We start from the raw sequence: 19665 nt of genomic DNA, 5'->3' as shown, positions 1-19665 counted from the left end.
ACTCCGAATTCACTTCGTCGACGATTTCATGATGGATTTGATCGCGCTTCCGATGGACCTGTATGACGATGTCATACGCCAGCTCGTGGACGACCGCATGGCTTCGAGCTCGGCTGTGGCCTCATGGAGCTTGGCGCGCAGGTCAGCCGTATTATTGACAAGCGCACTTTGGTAAGTGCCTTCCATCGCGGCCAGCTTGGCAGTATTTTTGGAAAGCGCGTTTTGATGGGCGTTTTCCAGGGCGGTCAGCTTATCAGAGCCTTCGGCAAGCGCACTTTGATAGTCACCTTCTATGGCAGTCAGCTTATCAGCAAATATCGCCCGCGCCTCATCGGTCAGCGCGCCGCGCTGGGCCTCCAAATCGCGAGCAAACTCTTGGCGCGCCTGCTGGATTTCAATCTCGGCGCTTCGCTGAACATCTCGAATTTGCAGCTGCAGCGACAGGCCTCGCCCCAGCCGAGCGTAAAGCTGCAATAGGCCGTTCCAATCGCCGGCGCCTAGGTGCGCAAATTCTTCTTTCCAGCGCTGTGACGCGGTCTCGCCGTAGAGCAAAACGCCTAGGCCATAGCCGTGCGGGAAGGTCAACGAGGGGTAATCTGAAGACAAGCTATTCCACAATTTATAAACGCCGAAATCTCGATCATAAACATTGGTGTCGTGAAACAATACAACAGAGTTTTTTGACAGCTTGGATCTCCATTCGTTCCAATCTTCCGAGACGCTCTCGAATGAATGGTGGCCGTCAAAATGAATCAGATCAATCGTTCCGTCCTGAAAATTCTGAACTGCATCAGAGAATTTTGATTTAATCAACGACCCGAACGAAGGGTAATTCTCGTTTACGTAACTCCTCAGCGTATCATAGATAGCCGAATCATAAAATCCGGCATGCTCGTCACCTTCCCATGTGTCTACGCCAAATACACTACATTTGCCTTCGAGAGAAGAGGCTGCCTGACAGAATGTCAAATAGGAGTATCCTGTGTGAACGCCTAGTTCAACAATACTTCTCGGGCGCAGCCACGACACGAGCCAGAAGCTAAATGGGCTGTGTTCTACCCACGCTGAGTGTTCGAGCCAGCGCGGAGTTCGTAGGGCTGCCGAGCTGAAAGGAAAGTATGTTCTGGACATTAATGTCATAAACCCTTATTTCGGCTGCGTATAGCAGTTGATCCGGCTTAATATCAATCCGTACGCGCACTTGCGAGCGGCGGATGCCGCCTTAGTGATAAGGCGAGTGAAACGTGGTCCGCAACCTTTGTCGAGCAATCGCTGTCAGAGATCACCAAGGGCAGTGGCCCGAGCTTGATCCTGCCTTTCCCTGGATCGCCGGAAGCTCAAGTGTCCCGCCAATGTCATGGCTTTGAGCTGGATGTTCCGAAGGTATTTCGAGTAAGGCCCCTCGCTCCGCGCAACCTTAGCCATGCCTCTATTTTTTGGTGGCATGCGCAAGCAAAAGTAGCAGGTGTGCCCTGCTGAATGGTCTATCAAATACTTCATAAGGCGTCCTCGATAGGCCTTCTAGGGTGAGAAAAAGTCGAATGTGAGTTACTCCGTGACCTTATGTTTCCGCGCCGTCATGACGCCGATGGGAGCGTACTAGGCCATCGAAAATGGCGCGCACAATGCCTGCAATCACCTTGGCCCAATGCGGGAACCTGGATCGCGTCATTCGTTTCCGTTTCCCTAGGCTGGACGCAAGAATCGCCTACACCGGCAATTCGATTGAGGCCTTGAGCGCCGAACCGAGCTAAGCCAGAAGCTAGGGCGATCTCCGTCGCCGACCAGACCGTCACCCAGCTCGCCTGGCAGGCCGCGGCATTAGCGGAAGCGCTCGTCTGTCGTGATTCGGCCTTGGCCGCCACAGTGGATTTGACCCCATTCTTGTCGACACTGGAAGGATTTTCTGGAGTGCCCATGCTGCGCTTTCGATCTGCCTATCGGCCGGAGTTCCGACGGCGGATGCTACAGTTAGTTTGAGTCGGGCGAACGCCTAAAAAGCGGTCGAGGGAGTTCGAGTCGACCGCACAATCCATCGCGAACTGGCCTCGTCATGCTGATCGCGATGCTGGGGCGCGCAGGGACGGCGCGACCATAGCCGAGCGCGGAGAACTGATCTGCCTTCGCCGTGAGAACCAGCGCCTGGGACAGGAGCGCGATATCCTGTCAAAGGAGCCGCCCGATTCGCGCTGGAGGGCAAGGCGAGCCCGAATGGGGTTTCCGGTTCATGATCGCGCACCAGTCGCGTTCCGGATCAAGATCGTGGGCCGCGTCTTCAAGGTCTCCGCGTCAGGCTATTGCGCTTGGCGTGGCTGCATCGTCTCGGGTGACAGCCGACCTCAAGCTCACCCGGAAGATGCGCACGATCCATGCGGCCTTGCGCGCGACCTATGGCGCGCTCCGAATCCATGCCCAGCACAAGGCCGAGGGCGTGGGCATCGGCAAGAGGCGTATGGCCAGCCTGATAGGCGGCCTGGCTGGTCGGCCCCAGCCGACGTCGAGGGATCACGACAACGAGCCTCGCCCGCGCGCATCGGCCGCCGAACGATATGGTCCAGAGTAGCTTCTTTGTTGATCACCTTCGTACCGTCGCTCGCCGGCTCCCTGTCCCTGGCCGTCGTCATGGACGCATGCTCGCGCCGGGTGAGCCTTCTCTGCCGATTTGAAGACGCGGGTGCCCTTCGATGCGCTCGACGTAGCGGTTGCCGCACGCAAGTCGGAGAACGTCATCCATCATAGATCATGGCTCGCAGTACAGCTCGCTGGCCTTCGGCAACTGCCGCAAGGATGTGGGCGTCACAAGACGCGTCCGCCGGGTAAGCCGCCCTTCGCCGAGAAGCTGCAGGACGTCGGCTCTACGTCAGTCTGTCGGCCCATCCATGGTTCTGAATATCGACGAGAACTCGCACATCCAAGCCCTCAACCGCACGCAGTCGGCGCTGCCGTCGATGAAGGGGCGCGGCGCAACCATGACCCGACTACAAGCGCAACGGCACGGTTACCCTGTTCGCCGCGTCCGGCGCCCTGATCGGCGAGGTGTTCGGACGGAGTATGCAGCGCCATCGGCATGAGCAGTTCATTCGCTTCCTCAACGCCATTGAGCGCGACATCCCGGCTGACAGGCGGTCCACGTGGGCCTCCACAATTATGCCGCCCACAAGCACGAGAAAGTGCGCACCTGGCTCGAGCGTCGTGCACGTTGGACTTTTCTGCTTCAACTCGCTCCCAGCTCGTGGCTGTTCGCGCTCGAGAACTTCTTCGCCGTTCTGACGCGCCGACGGCTGCGGAGCGGCGATTTTCGCTCCATCGTCGATCTGCAGGCCGCTATCAACCGTCTTGCTGTCTGGGGGGCCGCCCGGGAGGCCACTATCGCCGCCCGAAACCGGGCGTTCTGTATCCTCCGCCGAGGGCCGTCTTGTTCGAAGGTGAGTGTCTGTCCAGCCTGCCGTCACGCTGATTTGGCATCGATGCCAGCAGTGGTGCTGGAGAACGGCTTTGGGCGACGAGACCTATGTGCGGCGTAGGCATTGTAACTGGGACGAGAAGCGCACCGTCGTCGAGGAGGCGGCAACCAGCAGTAACGTCATTACCACAGCGAGGCGCCATGGCATCCAGGCTCAACAAATCTATCCCTGGCGAGACCGGCTGCTTGGACGGCGGGCGCCGACGGGGTTTGCGGCCGTATCGATCATTCCTGATCCGCCGGCGGCGCTTCCGGCACCAGTGCCGGATATCGATCGTCGGGATGGCTGTCCAGCTTTGGCCGCCGTGCCGGAGGATCGGATCGAGATCGCGATCGACGGGGGCGTGACAGTCCGACTGCCCGGCGACACACCGGCAGGCCGCGTCATCGCGATTGCCGGCGGGCTGTCGAGGCGTCGACGATGATCCCGGTCCCGAGCGGGGTTCGGGTGTGGTTGGCGACGGGCCATACGGATATGCGCAAGGGCTTCGTCGGCCTGGCTCTTCAGGTCCAGGAGGTGCTGCGTCGCGATCCGCATGGCGGCCACCTCTTCGTCTTCCGCGGCCGGCGCGGCGACCTGCTCAAGGTGATCTGGCACGACGGTCAGGGTGCGTGTCTGTTCTCGAAGAGGCTGGAGCGTGGTCGGTTCCTGTGGCCGTCGCCGGCGGATGGCATCGTGACGATCACGCCGGCCCACCTCGGCTATCTGCTCGAAGGCATCGATTGGCGGATGCCGCAGCGGAGTTGGCGCCCCACCGCGACGGGATGAACATTTGCGCTTGGCTCGCGGCCGATGGAGTGATTCCATCGCCCTGTGACGAACGCCTCCGATGCCCTTCCGAGCGACCTCGCCGCCGCCCATGCGATGATCCTGGCGGAGCGCGCGGCGCGTCTGGAGGCCGAAGCGGCTGCCGCCCGGGAGCGTGCTGCAAACAGCAGCACCGACGCGCTGATCGGGCGGTTGAAGTTGGAGGTCGAGAAGCTCAGGCGCCAGCTCTACGGCACGCACTCGGAGCGCAAGGCCCGGCTCCTCGACCAGTTGGAGATGCAGCTCGAGGATCTCGAAGCCGACGCGGCCGAAGACGAACTGGCGGCGGAGATTGCAGCACGGGCGACAAGCGTTGTGGCGTTCCAGCGCAAGCCCCCCGCGCGCCAGCCGTTCCCGGACCACTTGCCGCGCGAACGCGTTGTCGTCGTCGCACCGGAGAGCTGCCCGTGCTGCGGCTCGCGGAAGTTGGTAAAGCTCGGCGAGGACATTACCGAGACGCTGGAGGTGATCCCGCGCCGGTGGAAGGTGATCCAGACGGTGCGCGAGCGCTTCTCCTGCCGCGGTGTGAGACGATCGCCCAGCCGCCGGCGCCATTCCATGTCACCCCACGTGGTCATGCCGGACCGAACCTGCTGGCGATGGTGCTGTTCGAGAAGTATGGCCAGCACCAGCCGCTGAACCGGCAGAGCGAGCGCTATGCCCGCGAAGGCATCGATCTGCCGCTCTCGACGCTGGCCGACCATGTCGGCGCCTGCGCTGCGGCCTTGCGGCCGCCCCATAGCCTGATCGAGCAGCATGTCATGGCGGCCGAACGGCTTCATGGCGACGACACGCGGGTGCCGATCCTGGCGAAGGGCAAGACCGACACCGGCAGGGCCTGGGTCTATGTCCGTGACGACCCGCCGTTCGGCGGCGTCGATCCGCCGGCCGTGCTGTTCCAGGCCTCGCGAGATCGCTCGGGCGATCACCCCGATGAGCACCTGCGCGGTTTCACCGGCGTCCTGCAGGCCGACGCCTATGCCGACTATAACCGGCTGCTCGCGCCCGATCGCCAGCCCGGGCCGGTCGTCGAAGCCCTGTGCTGGGCCCATGCTCGCCGGAAGTTCTTCGAGCTTGCCGATATCGCCACGAGTCGCTGGCGCGGGCGTAACGCCGCCCCGATCTCGCCGATCGCCTTCGAAGCCGTCACTCGCATCGACAAGCTCTTCGACATCGAGCGCGAGATCAACGGCATCGCGGCCGAGCAGCGCCTCGCCGTCCGCCGGGATCGCAGCGCTCCGCTTGTCGCCGATCTCGAAGCCTGGATGCGCGAGCATCGCGCCAAGCTCTCGCGGCATGCGCCCGTCGCCCAGGCCATGGACTATATGCTTCGGCGCTGGGATGGCTTCACCCGCTTCCTCAGCGAGGGCCGCATCTGCCTCACGAACAATGCTGCGGAACGAAGCCTGAGAGGGCTGGCTCTCGGCCGCAAAGCTTGGCTCTTCGCCGGATCAGACCGTGGTGCCGAGCGAGCCGCCGTTATCTACAGCCTCATCGGCACCGCCAAGCTCAACGATATCGACCCGCAGGCTTGGCTCGCCGACGTCCTCGCCCACATCGCCGACACGCCGCAGAGCCGGCTCGGCGAGTTGCTCCCCTGGAACTGGCGGCTCCAGCACGACGCCCATCTCAAAGCTGCCTGATCGTGGCCCTCGGCGGAGGGTTACGGCGTTCTAAGCGTTCGAGCCAATTCACTAGGCTCCAGCGCCGACGGCGAACTCAGGCCGAGGCGGCGCAGGATCGCTCCGACGGTCGAGCGCGGCACTCAAAGCCTTGATCTCGGCGAACCGCGATGTGGTCGTCGCACGGGACAGCGTCGTGGCGCCGAACTGCGGTGGCGATGCCAGTGCGCGTCGCCCTGCCGGGCCAAGCCAAGCATGCGCCACCCATGCCGAAATAATCGCGGCTTGTGCCGCCTTCGACCCATCCGGCCAGAGGCGCTCAACTTGTCAGCGCCAGCCGGGCATTCTTATCCACGTTCGTCCGAGGCCCCCGCTCCTCATGTCGGAGCTTAGCAGCCCCAGCCTCTCGCCCCAGCCTCGGATGAATAACCCTCATAGCTTCAACAGCTAGCGCACGATGCTCTTCAGCGCCCTGCGAGCGGTGGCGACCACGCCCTCACGGCCTAAGTGAGCCGCTGCTCGCGCCAGTAGTGTGACGGAGGATCTTCGTGCCGCGCAAGACGCAGAACTGACCCGACTTGAGATCAGCCCTGCAGCTTCCGCTGCGGTCATCTGACCTGTTCCGTGCAGGCCGGCGGCGGCACGCACCGCGGTTGCAACCTCGGGGGTCAGCACGATTCTCTCCTTGCGGCGGGCAATCTCCTCCCGGACGCGCTGCTGGTCCTTCTGTCGCGAAAAGGCCGCGGCCGCTGTGGTCGGGATGCTATTCGATCCATCGGTCTTGAAGTTGTACCAGCCGATGAAAGTGCCGATCCCCGAAAAGTCGGAATCGACTCGTGCGCAAAATCGCAGCAAGAACTCGTAATCCTCCTCCCATGTCAGCGCCTCGTCAAAACGAAATTCTTCAGGGGGCGCGCGTCGGCGGTCAATCAGATAGGAGTGGATAGGCGCAAGATTTTGGTGGAACAGGTCAAGGATTGAAGAGCCCGCGAACGGCGTGGCGGCCCGCTTCCGAGTTAGTGCAAAAGAGCTGAAAATATCGATCCACATCGTTTGAACGCTCGCGAAAGCGATCGTGGCGCCGCTCTTTGCCAACTGCTTGCGTAGAATCTGATGCGCTTCCGGGAACAGGATATCGTCGTAGTCGAGAAACGAGAGGTAACGTCCTCGTACGTGACGGAGGCCCTCGTTGATAAGGCAACTGCGCCCATCGGCCGGCGAGGCCTCGCGCCAGTTGTGGATTTCAAGTTCTGCTCCGCGAGCGGCGGAAAACAGGTGAGATAGGCGTGCGCGCGTCGCGGCAAGCGCAGCATCGTCAAATCGTTGAGTGACCACGTGAGCGGTCACGGGCTGCGCCGTTTGCGCAACCACGGAGAATACGGCGCGCTCCAGTTCATTTAACCGGTCGGGCGCGTGGCATCGAATAATGACATCTGCCCGATTATCGTCTTGGATATCGCTCACGACCAGCGGGTCTCCGAAAAGCTAAACCCATGATCAAAATCCGCTACGTCGGACCAGGCTTCCGGTATGCGCGTGACCTCGCCTTGCGGAGGCTTCGCGCCTGGCCCTTCGCCGAGCGCCCAGCGCTCGAAAGGAGGCGATCGCCATTTGCGCGCCAGCCGCGCGCCTGACTCTGCGATCATGCGCAATGTATGGGCGCTAGGCTTCCGATTGGTTACCTCGTGGACAAAGTATGCGCTGGGACAGAGGACAACCTCGAAGCCTTGAGCGCGCGCGCGCCAAGATAAGTCGACGTCCTCGCAGTACATGAAGAAGCCATCGTCGAAACCACCGATCTCGTCGTGGACCCGCTTGGGGATCGCCAGCGAGGCACCCGATGCCCAAGGCGTGCGCAGAGATGTAGGATCGACCGATTTGGGATGATCGACGGGAAACTGTACGCACTCGACCAATGCAGCTCCGTCTCGCGCGGCGATCATACGCGCGACGCGCGTAATGGCTTCTGGATGTAGGAAGCCATCCGGATTGAGGCATATATAGACGTCAGCTCCGGCAACGAAAGCTTGCTGCATGAGCCGATTGTGAGCCGCGCCGAAGCCAATATTCTCTTTGCTGTGGTGATGGGTGAGCGGCAGAGAGGAAACGATGGCCGGCGCGCTGGAGTCGCCGTTGTCCCAGACAAACAACTGCTCGGCGCCGCGCACCGAACCCAGGCAGCGCGCAAGTTGTTCGGCGTCATTGTTGTAGGTTACCACCCCTGCCATGATCCGGAGGTTCGGGCGCGGTTCGTCGGTACCGAGCGCGCGGCTCTGAGCGTCGGCGATCAAGGCGGCGGGCGGGAAGTCTACGTCGTCGGCAGGCGTTTCGGAAGGCTTGCGATGCCCGTCGCTGATGCGCCAGGCGTTCTGCGTCAGAAAGCTATCGATCGCCGTGGCACCAGCTGCGCTTTCGAAGGGAGCGTTCTCTCCGAAGTAAGTTGGGCGCCCGATCTTCAGCCACTTCATCTGCGCAACTTCTGCCGAGACGAAGTAGAGGCGCTCGATCGCATGGGCAAGCGTCCCATCGATCTGGCCCGTTTCGGGTTCGAAATCAGCCAATTGAAGTTTGAGGTCTAGAAGGGGGCGCAATGCGGAGCAGCGTGCCCAGAACATCGAGCCGGAGGGGAAGTCGAGCGCCGCGCCTTCCACAAGATCAACGCCCATGCGGCGGGCGAGTTTTTGCGCCATCGGGAAATTCCCGCCCCAGTTCACCCACCGTCGCACAGGCTCGTAATGTTGCGGTGCAATGATACCGAGGTCGGATGCCGCCGTGAAGGCCCCGAAGATCGTGCGCACGATGTCCGGCGAACCCACAAGCGTCAGGAAGAGATAATCCCGCCAATTCTTCAATGCCGAATGGTGTGACGATTCCTTGGTATGGAGATGTAGGCAGTAGTCGTAGCTGGCATAAACCCGTTGCCATGTTAGCAGCTTGGGGGCGATATCGCGGCCGCGGTTGCGCGTCACGCTCACTTCGACCGCGCCGCCGTGCCACCCCGCAAAGACGATCTCCAGGCGACGCTTCTTTTCTGCGTCGTCCGTCGTGAGGAAGATATCGCAAGCGTAGGGTACGTTGCGCAGGATCGAGCGAATCTCAACCGCATGGTCGATATGGAAGATGTGAGCAATGATTGCAATGCGACCGGGTTGCTCCCAAGCCAGTTCTGCCAGTCCACTCGGTACAGCAAGAGCAGGGTCGTCAGCCGCCGCGACGAGCGCAGGCTTTGGGACCGCCGACTCTGCCGCAGGCTTTTCCCCCGCGGCGATGATCGCCAGCGATTTGTCTACAATCGCTGGATCGTAGCCGCCCCTCGCGATCGTTGCTCGCCAATCCTCCGCGCCTTCGGCGCGAAGAGCCGAGGTCTTCACAAACGGGCAGCCGCGCTCAATCAGCCCGCGCCAGTCCGTCGTCGTCTGGTTCCTTTCGTCGGGCGCGGGAAACAGTACTGCCGTTTTGAGGCCGCGCTGCTTCATCGCGGCAGTCAGTGGCACTTCATAGGCACGAATGACCTCTTGTTTGGTACTGATGGAAACCACCTGCGCCAGAAAATCCTCGAGCGCCGGCACCCCCTCGCCTTTGGCGGCCAGGAAATAGCTTTGAAGGTGCGGCTGTAGCTCGTGATTGTCGGTCAGGCCAATGATCTGTTCCCGTGCTGCGCGGATGCGTCCCATAATCTGTGAAAAGGCCGCAGAATCTAGCGGGCCGACGACGCTATCATTCGCCAGAACCAACAGCCGGGTGGGTGACAGATCGACGATTCGAGCAGCGTGTGCCCAGGCAGCGAAGTCGAAGCCCTCATTGGAACGCACCAACAAGCCTTCAACAAGAGGCTCAAGTGTCGAAACTTCTACATCTTCGACAAAATCTGTGGCGACAATGACCGTGACGGCGATCTTCTCCCGACGCAATGCTGCGACATAGAATGGAACATGGGGCTTGATCTTCCCGCCTGGAGCATGCGTGACGAAGAGTGCAACAGCCTCGTCCGGCGGAGGCCGCTTAAGGATGCGCAATCGCGCTGCCACTACCCGCCGCGGGGAGGCCGTTGCACGCGTCAGCCGGCCTTCGGCGGCGCCGTAACGCACATAGTGCTCTAGCGGCTCGATATTGGCGAAGCCGACATCCGGATAAGTCGCCCGATACCATGCGGGGTCGAACCCAGGGCATGGGCGCGCACCCTCCTGTGAGCCATGCCTGATGTAGTGGAGGAGGGGATTCACGCCTGACTGCTCGACGTCAGGTCGGTTGGCCAGATACCATTGTGTTGCAAAATAGGGATTGGGGTCTCGCCCTTCGGCTGCTCCATGCCGGTAGTAGTGAGCTGCGACGCCGCCATCGAGATCCGCGAGGTCGGGATATGACGCGAGATACCAGGCTTCGTCGACAAGGGGCGCTATCGATCTGATAGCGTCGGTTTCCTGACGCCATGCCTTCAGGCCTTGAATGCCTTGACCTGACGTCAGCATATGAAACGGGCGTTTCAAACGACTAGCAACCCGATGTATACGGGAAAGCAGAGCACGGGTGCGCATCGACGGACTCCTCATATGCTCGGCTGGAAATTTCTCGGTCGCTGGATGGTCGCCAATCGGACCAGGCATCGTTTCAGCGACGTGTAATAGGCGTGCAATTTCGCACTATGCCTCTCGATGAGCCTTCGACAGGTCTCACTTTGGGACATAATGAGCCGAAGCGCATTGGATACAACGATGGAGTGCATAACCTCCGCGCGGCTGCCGCGTAGGCGGCAATCAATTTCACGCATAGGTCGAGCAAGCTGCCGCTCGCCTAACATCTTTTGAGATGACCTTTCATTGTCAAACGATCTGCTGCAGCAAGTGGGCCAGCTCAGGTGGTCGAATGCTGAAATGAATTGGTCTCATGAGCACTCACCGAGCGGGCGACTTACAAGCGCTGCGCCTCTTACAGCAGATGCCCACGAAGGTCACGAACAGTGTAGCCCCGCGCCCAGGCAGCGATGCTGAAGCAGCGCTCAATTGCGTGATGCAGCGTGCCGTCAAGCTGCCCAGCTTCCGCCTCGAACGCATCGGACTTCAAGTGGAGCTCACGCAAGGCGTCGAGCGCCTTGGGCCTGAACCAGAACATCGAGCCTTCGAAGAATCCGAGTTTGACGAAGTCCTCAGCATTCATCCGCTCGGCAATCTCATGCACCCGGGCCTTGTTGGCCATCCAGAAAACCGGGTCGGACCGATAGCTGTCGCGCCAGCCGACAAGCCCGGTGTCCGGCTCCTCGAATGCCTTCAATGTCCGGTAAGCTGCGGACCTTTCGCCGCAAAGCATGGCAAAGAGCAGCTTTCGGCGAAGGTCGCCATCGATAAGGTGGGGGCTGCGCTTGGTATGCAGCTTAAGAACGGCGTCGAAGCTGTCCAGCTCTCCGGATTCCAGCAGCGAAAAGAAGGGCGCGATATCGCGACCGCGGTTCTCGCTGGGAAATAGCACGACGTCAGGAATCCCCGCGACGATCAGCGACAATTCTTCGGCTCGATCGAGGGGAACGGTCAGGAAAACCGGCACGGGATCAGGGAAGATGTCGCGCAGCGCGATGATCTCCTTCGCGAGATCCAGATAGAAGACGTGGGCGGTGATCGCGACCCGGATCTTGGGGCACGGCGGCTGATGCCGGATCGCCGCGACCTGGCTGCGAAGCTTGCGGCCTGCATCTGAGATAAAGAGCCGCCCGAGCGTGTTCGCCTTCAGCTTCTGCCAGTAATGGCGCGCGATGGCGCGCAGGCGCATGGCCGTGGGAACGTCGGAGCTAAACGCTGATCTGAATTTCTTGAGCATGAAGCAAGCGACGCCACAGGTTGATTGCTGTCCTGAAGGATAGAGCAGAAAGCTTACGACAAATATGCGGAATGGACTGACGCGCGCGAGGCAGCTCGCCGCGCCTTCCTACGTCCCACGGCCGGTACCCGCGCTAGGCGTGCCGAGCCGCTACGGTGGTCAGCGCGAAATGTCCTCACCATAGGCGCTCAGGACCTCGTCCGGCGTTCCGTCCATGACAAGGCGCCCGCCCTTCATCCAGAGCGTGCGGGTGCAGAAGCGACGAATCGTGCTGTTGTCATGCGAGGCTAGGAACATGATGCTCGCCTTCTCGATCATGGAGTGCAGCCGCTTCTCCGCCTTCTCCGCAAAGGCAGCGTCTCCGACGCCGATGATCTCGTCGAGGATGAGGATGTCGGGATGGACGGCGGTGGAGACCGCGAAGGCGAGGCGCAGCATCATGCCGCTCGAATAGGTCCGGATCGGCAGCGAGAGGAACTCGCCAAGCTCGCTGAATTCCTCGATGTCGGGGATGATCGCCTGCGCCTGCTTGCGGTCGAGCCCGAGCATGATGCCGCGCATCTCGATGTTGTCATAGCCGGTCGCGTCGGTGTCCATGCCCATCGAAAGGTCGATCAGCGACGAGACGCGGCCCTCCACCGTGACACGGCCCGCGGTCGGGGGATAGACGCGGCTGAGCACCCGCAGCAGCGTGGTCTTGCCTGCACCATTGCCGCCGATGACGCCGATCCGATCGCCATCCCGCGCCTCGAAGCTGACCTCGTTCAGCGCCTTGACCACCTGGATGCTGCTGTCGCGGTCGTTCTGCAGGCCCCCGCCGACAGTGCGTCGCAGGATCTCGCTCTTGAGTGCCCGGCCGCGCGAGTTGTAGACGGCGAGCTCGACGCTGGCCTGATCCAAGACGATATGAGCCATTGTGCCCTCAGAGCCAATAAACGACGCGGTGCGAATATTTTCCCGCGAAGGCCAGGGTGAAGAGCCAGCCGAAGACCAGCAGGCCGAGCAGGATGAGATAGGCCGTCACGCTCGGCAGATTGCCCAGCAGCGGCTCGCGCATCACTTCCAGCATGCTGGCGAATGGGTTCAGGATCAGCACGGGGTGATCTACGCGCAACTGCGAGGGCTTGAAGACGACCGGAGAGATGAAGAAGGCGACCTGGACGATGCTCGCTACGATCTGGGGGATGTCGCGGAACCGCGCGGACAGAATCGCGAGCAGATAGCCGACCCAGGCCAGATTGGCGAGAACGAGCAGCAGCCCGGGAATGAACAGTAGGATATGCCAGTTCACGGGAGAGCCGGTCACGAGATACAGGATCGGCAGAATGATGAGGTTGTGAGCGAAAACGAAGAGGTTTCTCGAGATCGTCCGCAGCAGATAGGTGAAGCGCGGCAGCGCGATCTGCCGGATGATGCTCTCGTTTTCCGTGAAACCGGAGCAGCTTTCGTTGATCGTCGACGAAATCAGGCCCCAGAGGACGAGGCCCGTGCCGAGATGCGGCAGATAATCGGCCATGGAGGTGCCGAACAGTGACGAGTAGACCGCACCCATTCCGAAGATCAGCACTGCCATGCTGAGGGTCAGCCAGAGCTGGCCGACGCGTGAGCGGCGGTAGCGCCGGACCACATCGTTTTTGGCGAGCATCCACCACATGCGCCAGGCACCAAACCCGCCCAGTACGTCAGCTGCGCCGCGTACGACCAATACCATTTCGATGCGACTCCTGAATCCCTGCACCGGCACCCGCTGCTGTGTGCGTCAAAGCATAGACGGGTGCAGATTGGCAATATTGCGGCTCGTTCAGCCATTTGGCCCTGGCTCACTGCCGCGCCATCCTACGCGCCAGTATAGCTCGAGGCACGCGGCGTCTATGGCTTCGTGACAGGGACGGCTTCCGCCTCGCCGGCCTTGCGGGCGCGTGTTAGCGCTTCTCCCGACGCGCTAATCGGCGACGACGGCTTGCTTGAGATCAAGACCAAGCTGCCGCACCTGATGATAGAGACGATCCTACGCGGCGAGTTCCCGCCTGAGCACAAGGCGCAATGCTAAGGCCACTCTGGATCGCCAGTCGCGCATGAATTGAGATCGCCGTCTACTGGCCCGGGCTGCCAATTTTCATCGCGCGAGCCCATCGGGATGAGAGCTATATTCGTGAGCTGGCGGCGGCCGTCGGTGTTTTCAACACTGAACTCGATCTCATCGTCGACAGGGCAGGTCCTATGGCTTGGCCAAGGCAGCATGATATCAAGTGGCTTGGGACCGCCTATGCCCTTCGGCACGGGGGGCAAGCCGAAACTTTCCGCCTCCCGACGCGAGTTCTCGCGCGCTCAGAAGGTTGCGATGATCATGCGTGCGCTGACCCGCGCAGGTCGTATCCTCTGCGAAGGGCGCGGACTCAACATCACCGGCAAGGCGCTCGAGTTCGATCACATCATCCCGGGCCGCGTTCTCGGGCGTGACTGTTGCTACCGCGGTCCCGGCGGAAAGACCGCGACCGATCTCGCCGACATCGCCGAAGCCAAACGGAGGGAAGCAAAGCACTCCGGCATCCACTCCAGACCGCGACTAACAGGGCGAGGCTTTGCCCTGTCTGAACCCCAGCGATCCGCCTCCCGGCCGCTCAGTACGCCGGCCGCCTGGCGACGCGGAGATTGAAGCCACCCAAAAAGGACAGATCACGATCCCGACGCCGACCTTGCTATGCTTGCCGCCTTGTCCATGTCACATTGGCGGCTGGCTCCGGGCATTCTCCTGCTCTCCCTCGTTATCCCGGCTGCGCTACGCGGCGAATGCAACTTTGCATCGTAGAACTCGGTCACGCGACGGCGCTCCGCCTTCGAGAGGACGGCGTCGAGGCCATTGATCGGATCGCAGATGACGATCCGATCAGCGCCGCGTCCCAGCACGGAATCGCCGACCGAGCCCGCAAAGCGCGTGCCGTGCTAGCTGGTCACGATCTCATTCTTCCGACTGGTTTTGATCGCGAACTGGGGAAAGAGTCCGCGAACCCACCTGCTCGTCACCACGCTGCGAAAATCCGCAGCATGTTTGAGCGAGAGTTCATTGGCATAGCTGATCGCCATGATCTGAACGGCGCCGGGTTGGTCGGAGGCTCCAACTCCTGAGAGGATGGGGCTATGACGAGCAAGACGACGAACAAGTTCTCGCTTGAGGTACGCGCCCGCTCAGTGCGGATGGTGCTGGATCATGAGCCCGAGCGTCCGTCGCGCTGGGCGGCGATCACGTCGATCGCCGACAAAATCGGCTGCACGGCGCAGACGCTGAACGAGTGGGTGAAGAAGGCTTAAGGTCGACAGCGGCCGCAAGCCCGGGCTGACGACGGACATGGCGGCCAAGCTCAAGGCTCTGGAACGCGAGAACCGGGAGCTGCGGCAGGCGAACGAGATCTTGCGCAAGGCGTCGGCGCATTTTGCTCAGGCCCTTTCGGCGAATGCAGGCATTCGCCTGCCGGGTGAGAGGAGCTCGACCGCCGACACAGGTCATGATCGGCTTCATCGACGATCACCGCGGGGCCGACGGGTTCGAGTCGATCTGCAAGGTGCTGGTGATCGCCCCGTCAGCCTGCCATGAGCATGTCTCCAAGCGGATCAAGTCGGGGAAGCAGTCGGCTCTGGCGAAGCGGGATCTGGCGCAGAAGCCGCAGATCGAGCGCACGCTCGGTGAGAACTTCGAAGGATATGGCGCGCGCAAGGTCTGGCGACAGATGTTACGCGAGGGGGGGCGACGTCGCCCGCTGCACGGTCGAACGGCTGATGGCCGAGCTCGGCCTTCAAGGGGGCATTCGCGGCAAGCCCCTCCGCACTACCGTCCAGGACAAGGCCGCGCCATGCCCGCTCGACCATGTCAACCGGGTGTTCCACCCGCCGGCGTCGAACCGGCTCTGGCTCTCGGGCTTCACCGTTTCGACCTGGTCGGGTTTCCTCTATGTCGCCTTCGTCATCGACGCCTCTGCTCGGTGGATGGTTGGCTGGAGGGTGTCGCGGACGGCCCATGCCGGCTTCGTCCTCGACGCGCTGGAGCAGGCCCTGCATGAGCGACGGCCCGTCTATCGCGGCGGCCTCGTGCATCATTCCGACAGAGGTTCGCAATACGTCAGCATTCGATACACCGAGCGCCTGGCCGAGGCCGGTATCGAGCCCTCCGTCGGCAGCGTCGGCGACGTTTATGACAACGCTCTCGCCGAGATGATCGCCGGACTCTACAAGGCCGAACTGATCCATCGGCGCGGACCTTGGCGAAGCTTCGAGACCGTCGAGTTCGCCACGCTGACCTGGGTCGGCTGGTTCAACCATCGCCGGTTGCTGGAGCCTATCGGTACATCCCGCCGGCTGAAGCAGAGAAGCCCAATTACGCGATGCTGGACCAGCCAGCCATCGCTGCCTGAATCAAACGGCCTTCGGCCAACCCGGGGCGGTTCAGGACCCTTAAGCCCTTGGACGCGGCTCGATCTGTGTCCAAGGCGTGCTGGAGCTTCTACAGAATGGCGGCAATGCCGCAAACTTCGGCGGGCAAGATCGCATCAGTCGACATAGGATTCTGGCTACAAGGCTAGGCAATGACGCTGCTTTGGGGCGGTCCCAGATAGTATTCTCGCAGTCGTCTCGAACACTCCATCCCGCTTGCCTGCGAGCGCCAGCCGAGCTGGCACGATTCCTGATTGAGTGATGCCGGGTCATTCAGCTGGGACGATCGAAAGGCATGGTGTGCAATCTGCGGATCCTCATCGTTGACGCGAACCAGGTCCGGGCCGCGATCATCGAGGAAGGCCTGCGGGAAGCGGGCTACCACGAGCTCATTCGCGTTTCCGGGACGACCGGCCTCGTCGCCGCCATCGAGCGGCACGACCCCGATGTGGTGGTGGTCGACCTCGAGAATCCGAGCCGCGACGCGCTCGCCGACATGTTCCTGGTCAGCCGCCATGTGAAGCGCCCGATCACCATGTTCGTCGACCAGTCCGATGCCGCCTCGATCGAGGAGGCGGTCGAGGCCGGGGTCTCCGCCTATATCGTCGACGGGCTGAAGAAGGAGCGGCTGAAGCCGATCCTGCAGACCTGTATCAGCCGCTTCAACGCCTTTAGCCGCCTCCAGCAGGAACTCGACGAGGCCCGTTCGCAGCTCGACGACCGCAAGACGATCGACCGCGCCAAGGGCATCGTCATGCGGCTGAAGGGCCTGTCCGAGGAGGAGGCCTACGCCCTCCTGCGCAAGACCGCGATGAACGAGAAGCGCAAGCTCGTCGACATCGCCCGTTCAATCATCACGGCCGCCGAGGTGCTGAAATGACGCTGCATCTGCGGGTCGGCTTCATGCCGCTGATCGATTCCGCGCTGATTGTCGCCGCGAAGGATGAGGGCTTCGCCGAGGCCGAGGGGCTCGATCTCGAGCTGGTGCGCGAGGTGTCCTGGTCGAACCTGCGCGACAAGCTCAATGTCCGCCTGCTCGATGCCGCCCATATGCTCGGTCCGGCCGCGGTCGCTGCGACGCTGGGGATTGGCGGCGTCAGGGCGCCGATGGCGGTACCGATCGCCCTCAACCTCGACGGCAGCGCCATCACCCTCTCGTTGCGGCGCTTCGAGGAGCTGGCGAGGCTGGCGCAGGGCGACATGGCCAACCCCACGATCTCCGCGGCGGCGCTCGCCGCGCTGGTCGCGCGCCGCAAGAGGTCCGGCCTGCCGCAGCTGACCTTCGCTGCCGTCTTCGGCTTCTCGAGCCACACCTATCTGCTCTGCGAATGGCTGGCGAAGGGCGGTCTGAAGCTCGGCGACGATATCCGTTTCGAGGTGGTGCCGCCGCCGCAGACGGTGGAGGCCTTGAGCAGCGGGCGCGTCGACGGCTTCTGCGCCGGGGCGCCCTGGAACGCCGCCGCGGTCGCTGCCGGCATCGGGGCCATGCTTCATTGCGGCGTCGATCTGCGCCGCGACTGCCCCGACAAGGTGCTGGCCTGGCGCGCCGACGATGCAGACCGACGCTCGAACGCGGTGGCGCGGCTCAATGCCGCGATCCTGCGGGCCGGCGACTGGGTCCAGGAACCCGCGAATGGCGAACGTCTCGCCCTGCATCTGTCGCGGCCGGACCGGCTGGCGCTGCCGGCGGAGCTGATCGCGCCGGTGCTGCGTTTCAGCCTGATCCAGGGGGGAGGCCGGCCGCCGCGCCGGGTCGAGCGCTTCATTCGTTTCGACCGGGAGGCGTTGAAACCCAATCGTGCCCATGCCGACTGGATATTGGCGAGCATGGAGGCAGCAGGGCAGGTTGTGCGAACGGCTGACATGCTCGCGCAAGCGCGGGCGATGTTCCTGCCTGCCCTATTCCTGGACAGCTCTTTCTGATCGGCGGTTCTGCATAGTTTTTGTGCTGTCGCAGATAAATTGTGCGCCGCAACATCGTCGAGCGAAATGCCGACTTTCAGGGCAATCGCCGGCTAACGCCTTGAGAGTCCAGGATTTTCGTCGCGATCCGGCAGTTGGCACGCTCCTTGTAAGAGTTCCAGTGACGCGGCCAAGGCTGCCCGCGCCGATTTCCTGACCGAACGCACAGCAACGCCGCTGTCGAATGTGCCTGACGGGGCGCTTTCGCGCGGCGTTTTCGTTCTGGATGCTTCCCGACTTCGATCCGGCATTCCCAAGCGAGGCGATTGATGAGCGAGATGATCGAGACAAGAGCAAGACCCAGCCGCCGCAGGCTGCTGCGGCTCTCGGGCGCCGCGGCGCTGCTGGGCGCGGCGCGGATCGCGCTGCCGGCCGGCGCGTTTGCGCAAGGCGCCGGCCCGGAGGTCAAGGGCACGCGCCTCGGCTACATCGCCCTGACCGACGCCTCGCCGCTGATCATCGCCAAGGAGAAGGGGCTCTTCGCCAAATACGGCCTGCCCGACATGGACATCGCCAAGCAGGCCTCCTGGGGCGCGACACGCGACAACATGGCACTCGGCTTCAAGAACAACGGCATCGATGGCGGCCACATCCTGCGCCCGAAGACGCATCTCTACGCCACCGGCAAGGTGATGCAGAACGGCCAGCCCCTGCCGATGTACACGCTGCTGAACCTCAACGAGGACGGCCAGGCGATCTCGGTCTCGAACGAATACAAGGACCTCAACGTCAAGAAGGACGCCGCGCCGCTGAAGCAGGCCTTCGAGCGCAAGAAGGCGGCGGGCAAGGAACTCACCGCCGCCATGACCTTCCCGGGCGGCACTCATGATCTCTGGATCCGCTACTGGCTCGCTGCCGGCGGCATCGACCCCGACACCGACATCAAGGTCATCGTCGTGCCGCCGCCGCAGATGGTGGCGAACATGAAGGTCGGCACCATGGACTGCTTCTGCGTCGGCGAGCCGTGGAACGAGCAGCTGGTCAACCAGAACATCGGCTACACCGCGCTGACCACCGGCGAGCTCTGGGCCCGGCACCCCGAGAAGATCCTCGGCATGCGCGCCGATTTCGTCGAAGCCAATCCGAAGGCGACGCAGGCCATCCTGATGGCGGTAATGGAAGCCCAGCAATGGGCCGACAGGATGGAGAACCGCCAGGAGCTCTCCGAAATCGTCGGCAAGCGGCAATGGTTCAACGTCCCCGTTGGCGACATCAACAAGCGGCTGCAGGGCGACATCAATTACGGCAATGGCCGCGACGCCAAGGGCACCAAGCTCTACATGAAGTTCTGGGGCGAGGGCGGCTCCTCTTCCTACCCCTGGAAGAGCCTCGACACCTGGTTCGTCGCCGAGAACATCCGCTGGGGCAAGTTCGAGCCGACCATCGACATCAAGGCGCTGGTCGACAAGACCAACCGCGCCGATCTCTGGCGCGAGGCCGCCAAGGCGCTCGGCGTCTCCGGGGCCCCCACGGGCGATAGCCGCGGCGTCGAGACCTTCTTCGACGGCGTGAAGTTCGATCCGGCCGCGCCGCTCGACTATCTCAAGGCCCTTAAGATCAAGCGGGTCGCCTGAGCC

At 62.4% G+C, this 19665-nt stretch carries 13 protein-coding genes, 2 pseudogenes and 1 other annotated feature; of the genes and pseudogenes, 9 read left to right on the top strand and 6 right to left on the bottom strand.

All coding sequences use genetic code 11. The annotated features are described in order from the left end of the window. Window positions 1-9 precede the first annotated feature (9 nt). The gene (locus AC1REK_RS22055) at window positions 10-1131 is read right to left on the bottom strand and encodes a class I SAM-dependent methyltransferase (protein WP_492273822.1); all 1122 of its coding nucleotides are present in this window, start codon (window positions 1129-1131) and stop codon (window positions 10-12) included. Window positions 1132-2827: 1696 nt separating this feature from the next. On the opposite strand from AC1REK_RS22055, the pseudogene AC1REK_RS22050 reads away from it, so the two are divergent. The 4 genes and pseudogenes from AC1REK_RS22050 to tnpC all read left to right on the top strand — a co-directional run. Next, window positions 2828-3386 (top strand): annotated as a pseudogene (locus tag AC1REK_RS22050) (transposase); the annotation flags it as partial. A gap of 109 nt (window positions 3387-3495) precedes the next feature. Beyond that, window positions 3496-3888, top strand: a complete 393-nt coding sequence (locus AC1REK_RS22045; RefSeq protein ID WP_492270182.1) for a hypothetical protein — start codon at window positions 3496-3498, stop codon at window positions 3886-3888. Beyond that, on the top strand, window positions 3885-4232 hold the full coding sequence (gene tnpB / locus AC1REK_RS22040; RefSeq protein WP_492270183.1) for an IS66 family insertion sequence element accessory protein TnpB: 348 nt from the start codon (window positions 3885-3887) through the stop codon (window positions 4230-4232). The genes AC1REK_RS22045 and tnpB overlap by 4 nt, the downstream gene beginning before the upstream one ends. A gap of 96 nt (window positions 4233-4328) precedes the next feature. Then, window positions 4329-5914, top strand: a protein-coding gene (gene tnpC, locus AC1REK_RS22035) for an IS66 family transposase (RefSeq protein WP_492270278.1) whose coding sequence is annotated in 2 segments (ribosomal slippage) — window positions 4329-4794 and window positions 4794-5914 — 1587 coding nt in all. Because the reading frame shifts where the segments join, the coding sequence is not laid out codon by codon here. Window positions 5915-6340: 426 nt separating this feature from the next. Here the strand turns inward: tnpC and AC1REK_RS22030 are convergent. From AC1REK_RS22030 to AC1REK_RS22010, 5 genes are all read right to left on the bottom strand, one after another. Next, window positions 6341-7357 carry a glycosyltransferase family A protein gene (locus tag AC1REK_RS22030; protein ID WP_492270184.1) on the bottom strand — a complete coding sequence of 339 codons (1017 nt, stop codon included), beginning with the start codon at window positions 7355-7357 and terminating at the stop codon, window positions 6341-6343. Continuing rightward, a complete protein-coding gene (locus AC1REK_RS22025) occupies window positions 7354-10428 on the bottom strand; it encodes a rhamnan synthesis F family protein (RefSeq protein WP_492270185.1) in 3075 nt (1024 codons plus the stop codon). Before AC1REK_RS22025 ends, AC1REK_RS22030 begins: the two co-directional genes overlap by 4 nt. A gap of 391 nt (window positions 10429-10819) precedes the next feature. Next, window positions 10820-11701, bottom strand: coding sequence for a rhamnan synthesis F family protein (locus AC1REK_RS22020; protein WP_492270186.1), 882 nt, complete (start codon window positions 11699-11701; stop codon window positions 10820-10822). A gap of 159 nt (window positions 11702-11860) precedes the next feature. After that, on the bottom strand, window positions 11861-12616 hold the full coding sequence (locus tag AC1REK_RS22015; RefSeq protein WP_492270187.1) for an ABC transporter ATP-binding protein: 756 nt from the start codon (window positions 12614-12616) through the stop codon (window positions 11861-11863). A 7-nt stretch (window positions 12617-12623) separates the two neighbouring features. After that, window positions 12624-13412, bottom strand: coding sequence for an ABC transporter permease (locus AC1REK_RS22010; protein WP_316021298.1), 789 nt, complete (start codon window positions 13410-13412; stop codon window positions 12624-12626). Between the two features lie 630 nt (window positions 13413-14042). On the opposite strand from AC1REK_RS22010, the gene AC1REK_RS22005 reads away from it, so the two are divergent. The 5 genes and pseudogenes from AC1REK_RS22005 (at window position 14043) to AC1REK_RS21985 (ending at window position 19662) form a co-directional block, all read left to right on the top strand. Continuing rightward, a complete protein-coding gene (locus AC1REK_RS22005) occupies window positions 14043-14357 on the top strand; it encodes a hypothetical protein (protein WP_492270188.1) in 315 nt (104 codons plus the stop codon). Between the two features lie 482 nt (window positions 14358-14839). Next, window positions 14840-16107, top strand: a pseudogene (locus AC1REK_RS22000) (IS3 family transposase). Beyond that, window positions 15125-15279: a sequence feature (AL1L pseudoknot), on the top strand. It overlaps the preceding pseudogene by 155 nt. A gap of 314 nt (window positions 16108-16421) precedes the next feature. After that, window positions 16422-17006 (top strand): ANTAR domain-containing response regulator, encoded by a 585-nt coding sequence (locus tag AC1REK_RS21995; protein ID WP_492270189.1) that lies wholly within the window; start codon window positions 16422-16424, stop codon window positions 17004-17006. Beyond that, window positions 17003-18049, top strand: a complete 1047-nt coding sequence (locus AC1REK_RS21990) for a CmpA/NrtA family ABC transporter substrate-binding protein (RefSeq protein WP_492270190.1) — start codon at window positions 17003-17005, stop codon at window positions 18047-18049. The genes AC1REK_RS21995 and AC1REK_RS21990 overlap by 4 nt, the downstream gene beginning before the upstream one ends. A 308-nt stretch (window positions 18050-18357) precedes the next feature. Then, complete coding sequence (locus AC1REK_RS21985; RefSeq protein WP_492270191.1) at window positions 18358-19662, top strand: CmpA/NrtA family ABC transporter substrate-binding protein; 1305 nt, start codon at window positions 18358-18360, stop codon at window positions 19660-19662. Window positions 19663-19665: the final 3 nt, after the last annotated feature.

It is taken from the genome of Allobosea sp. GW823-FHT02B03 (genome assembly GCF_058797755.1).
This window is presented reverse-complemented; position numbering and strand designations above follow the sequence as displayed.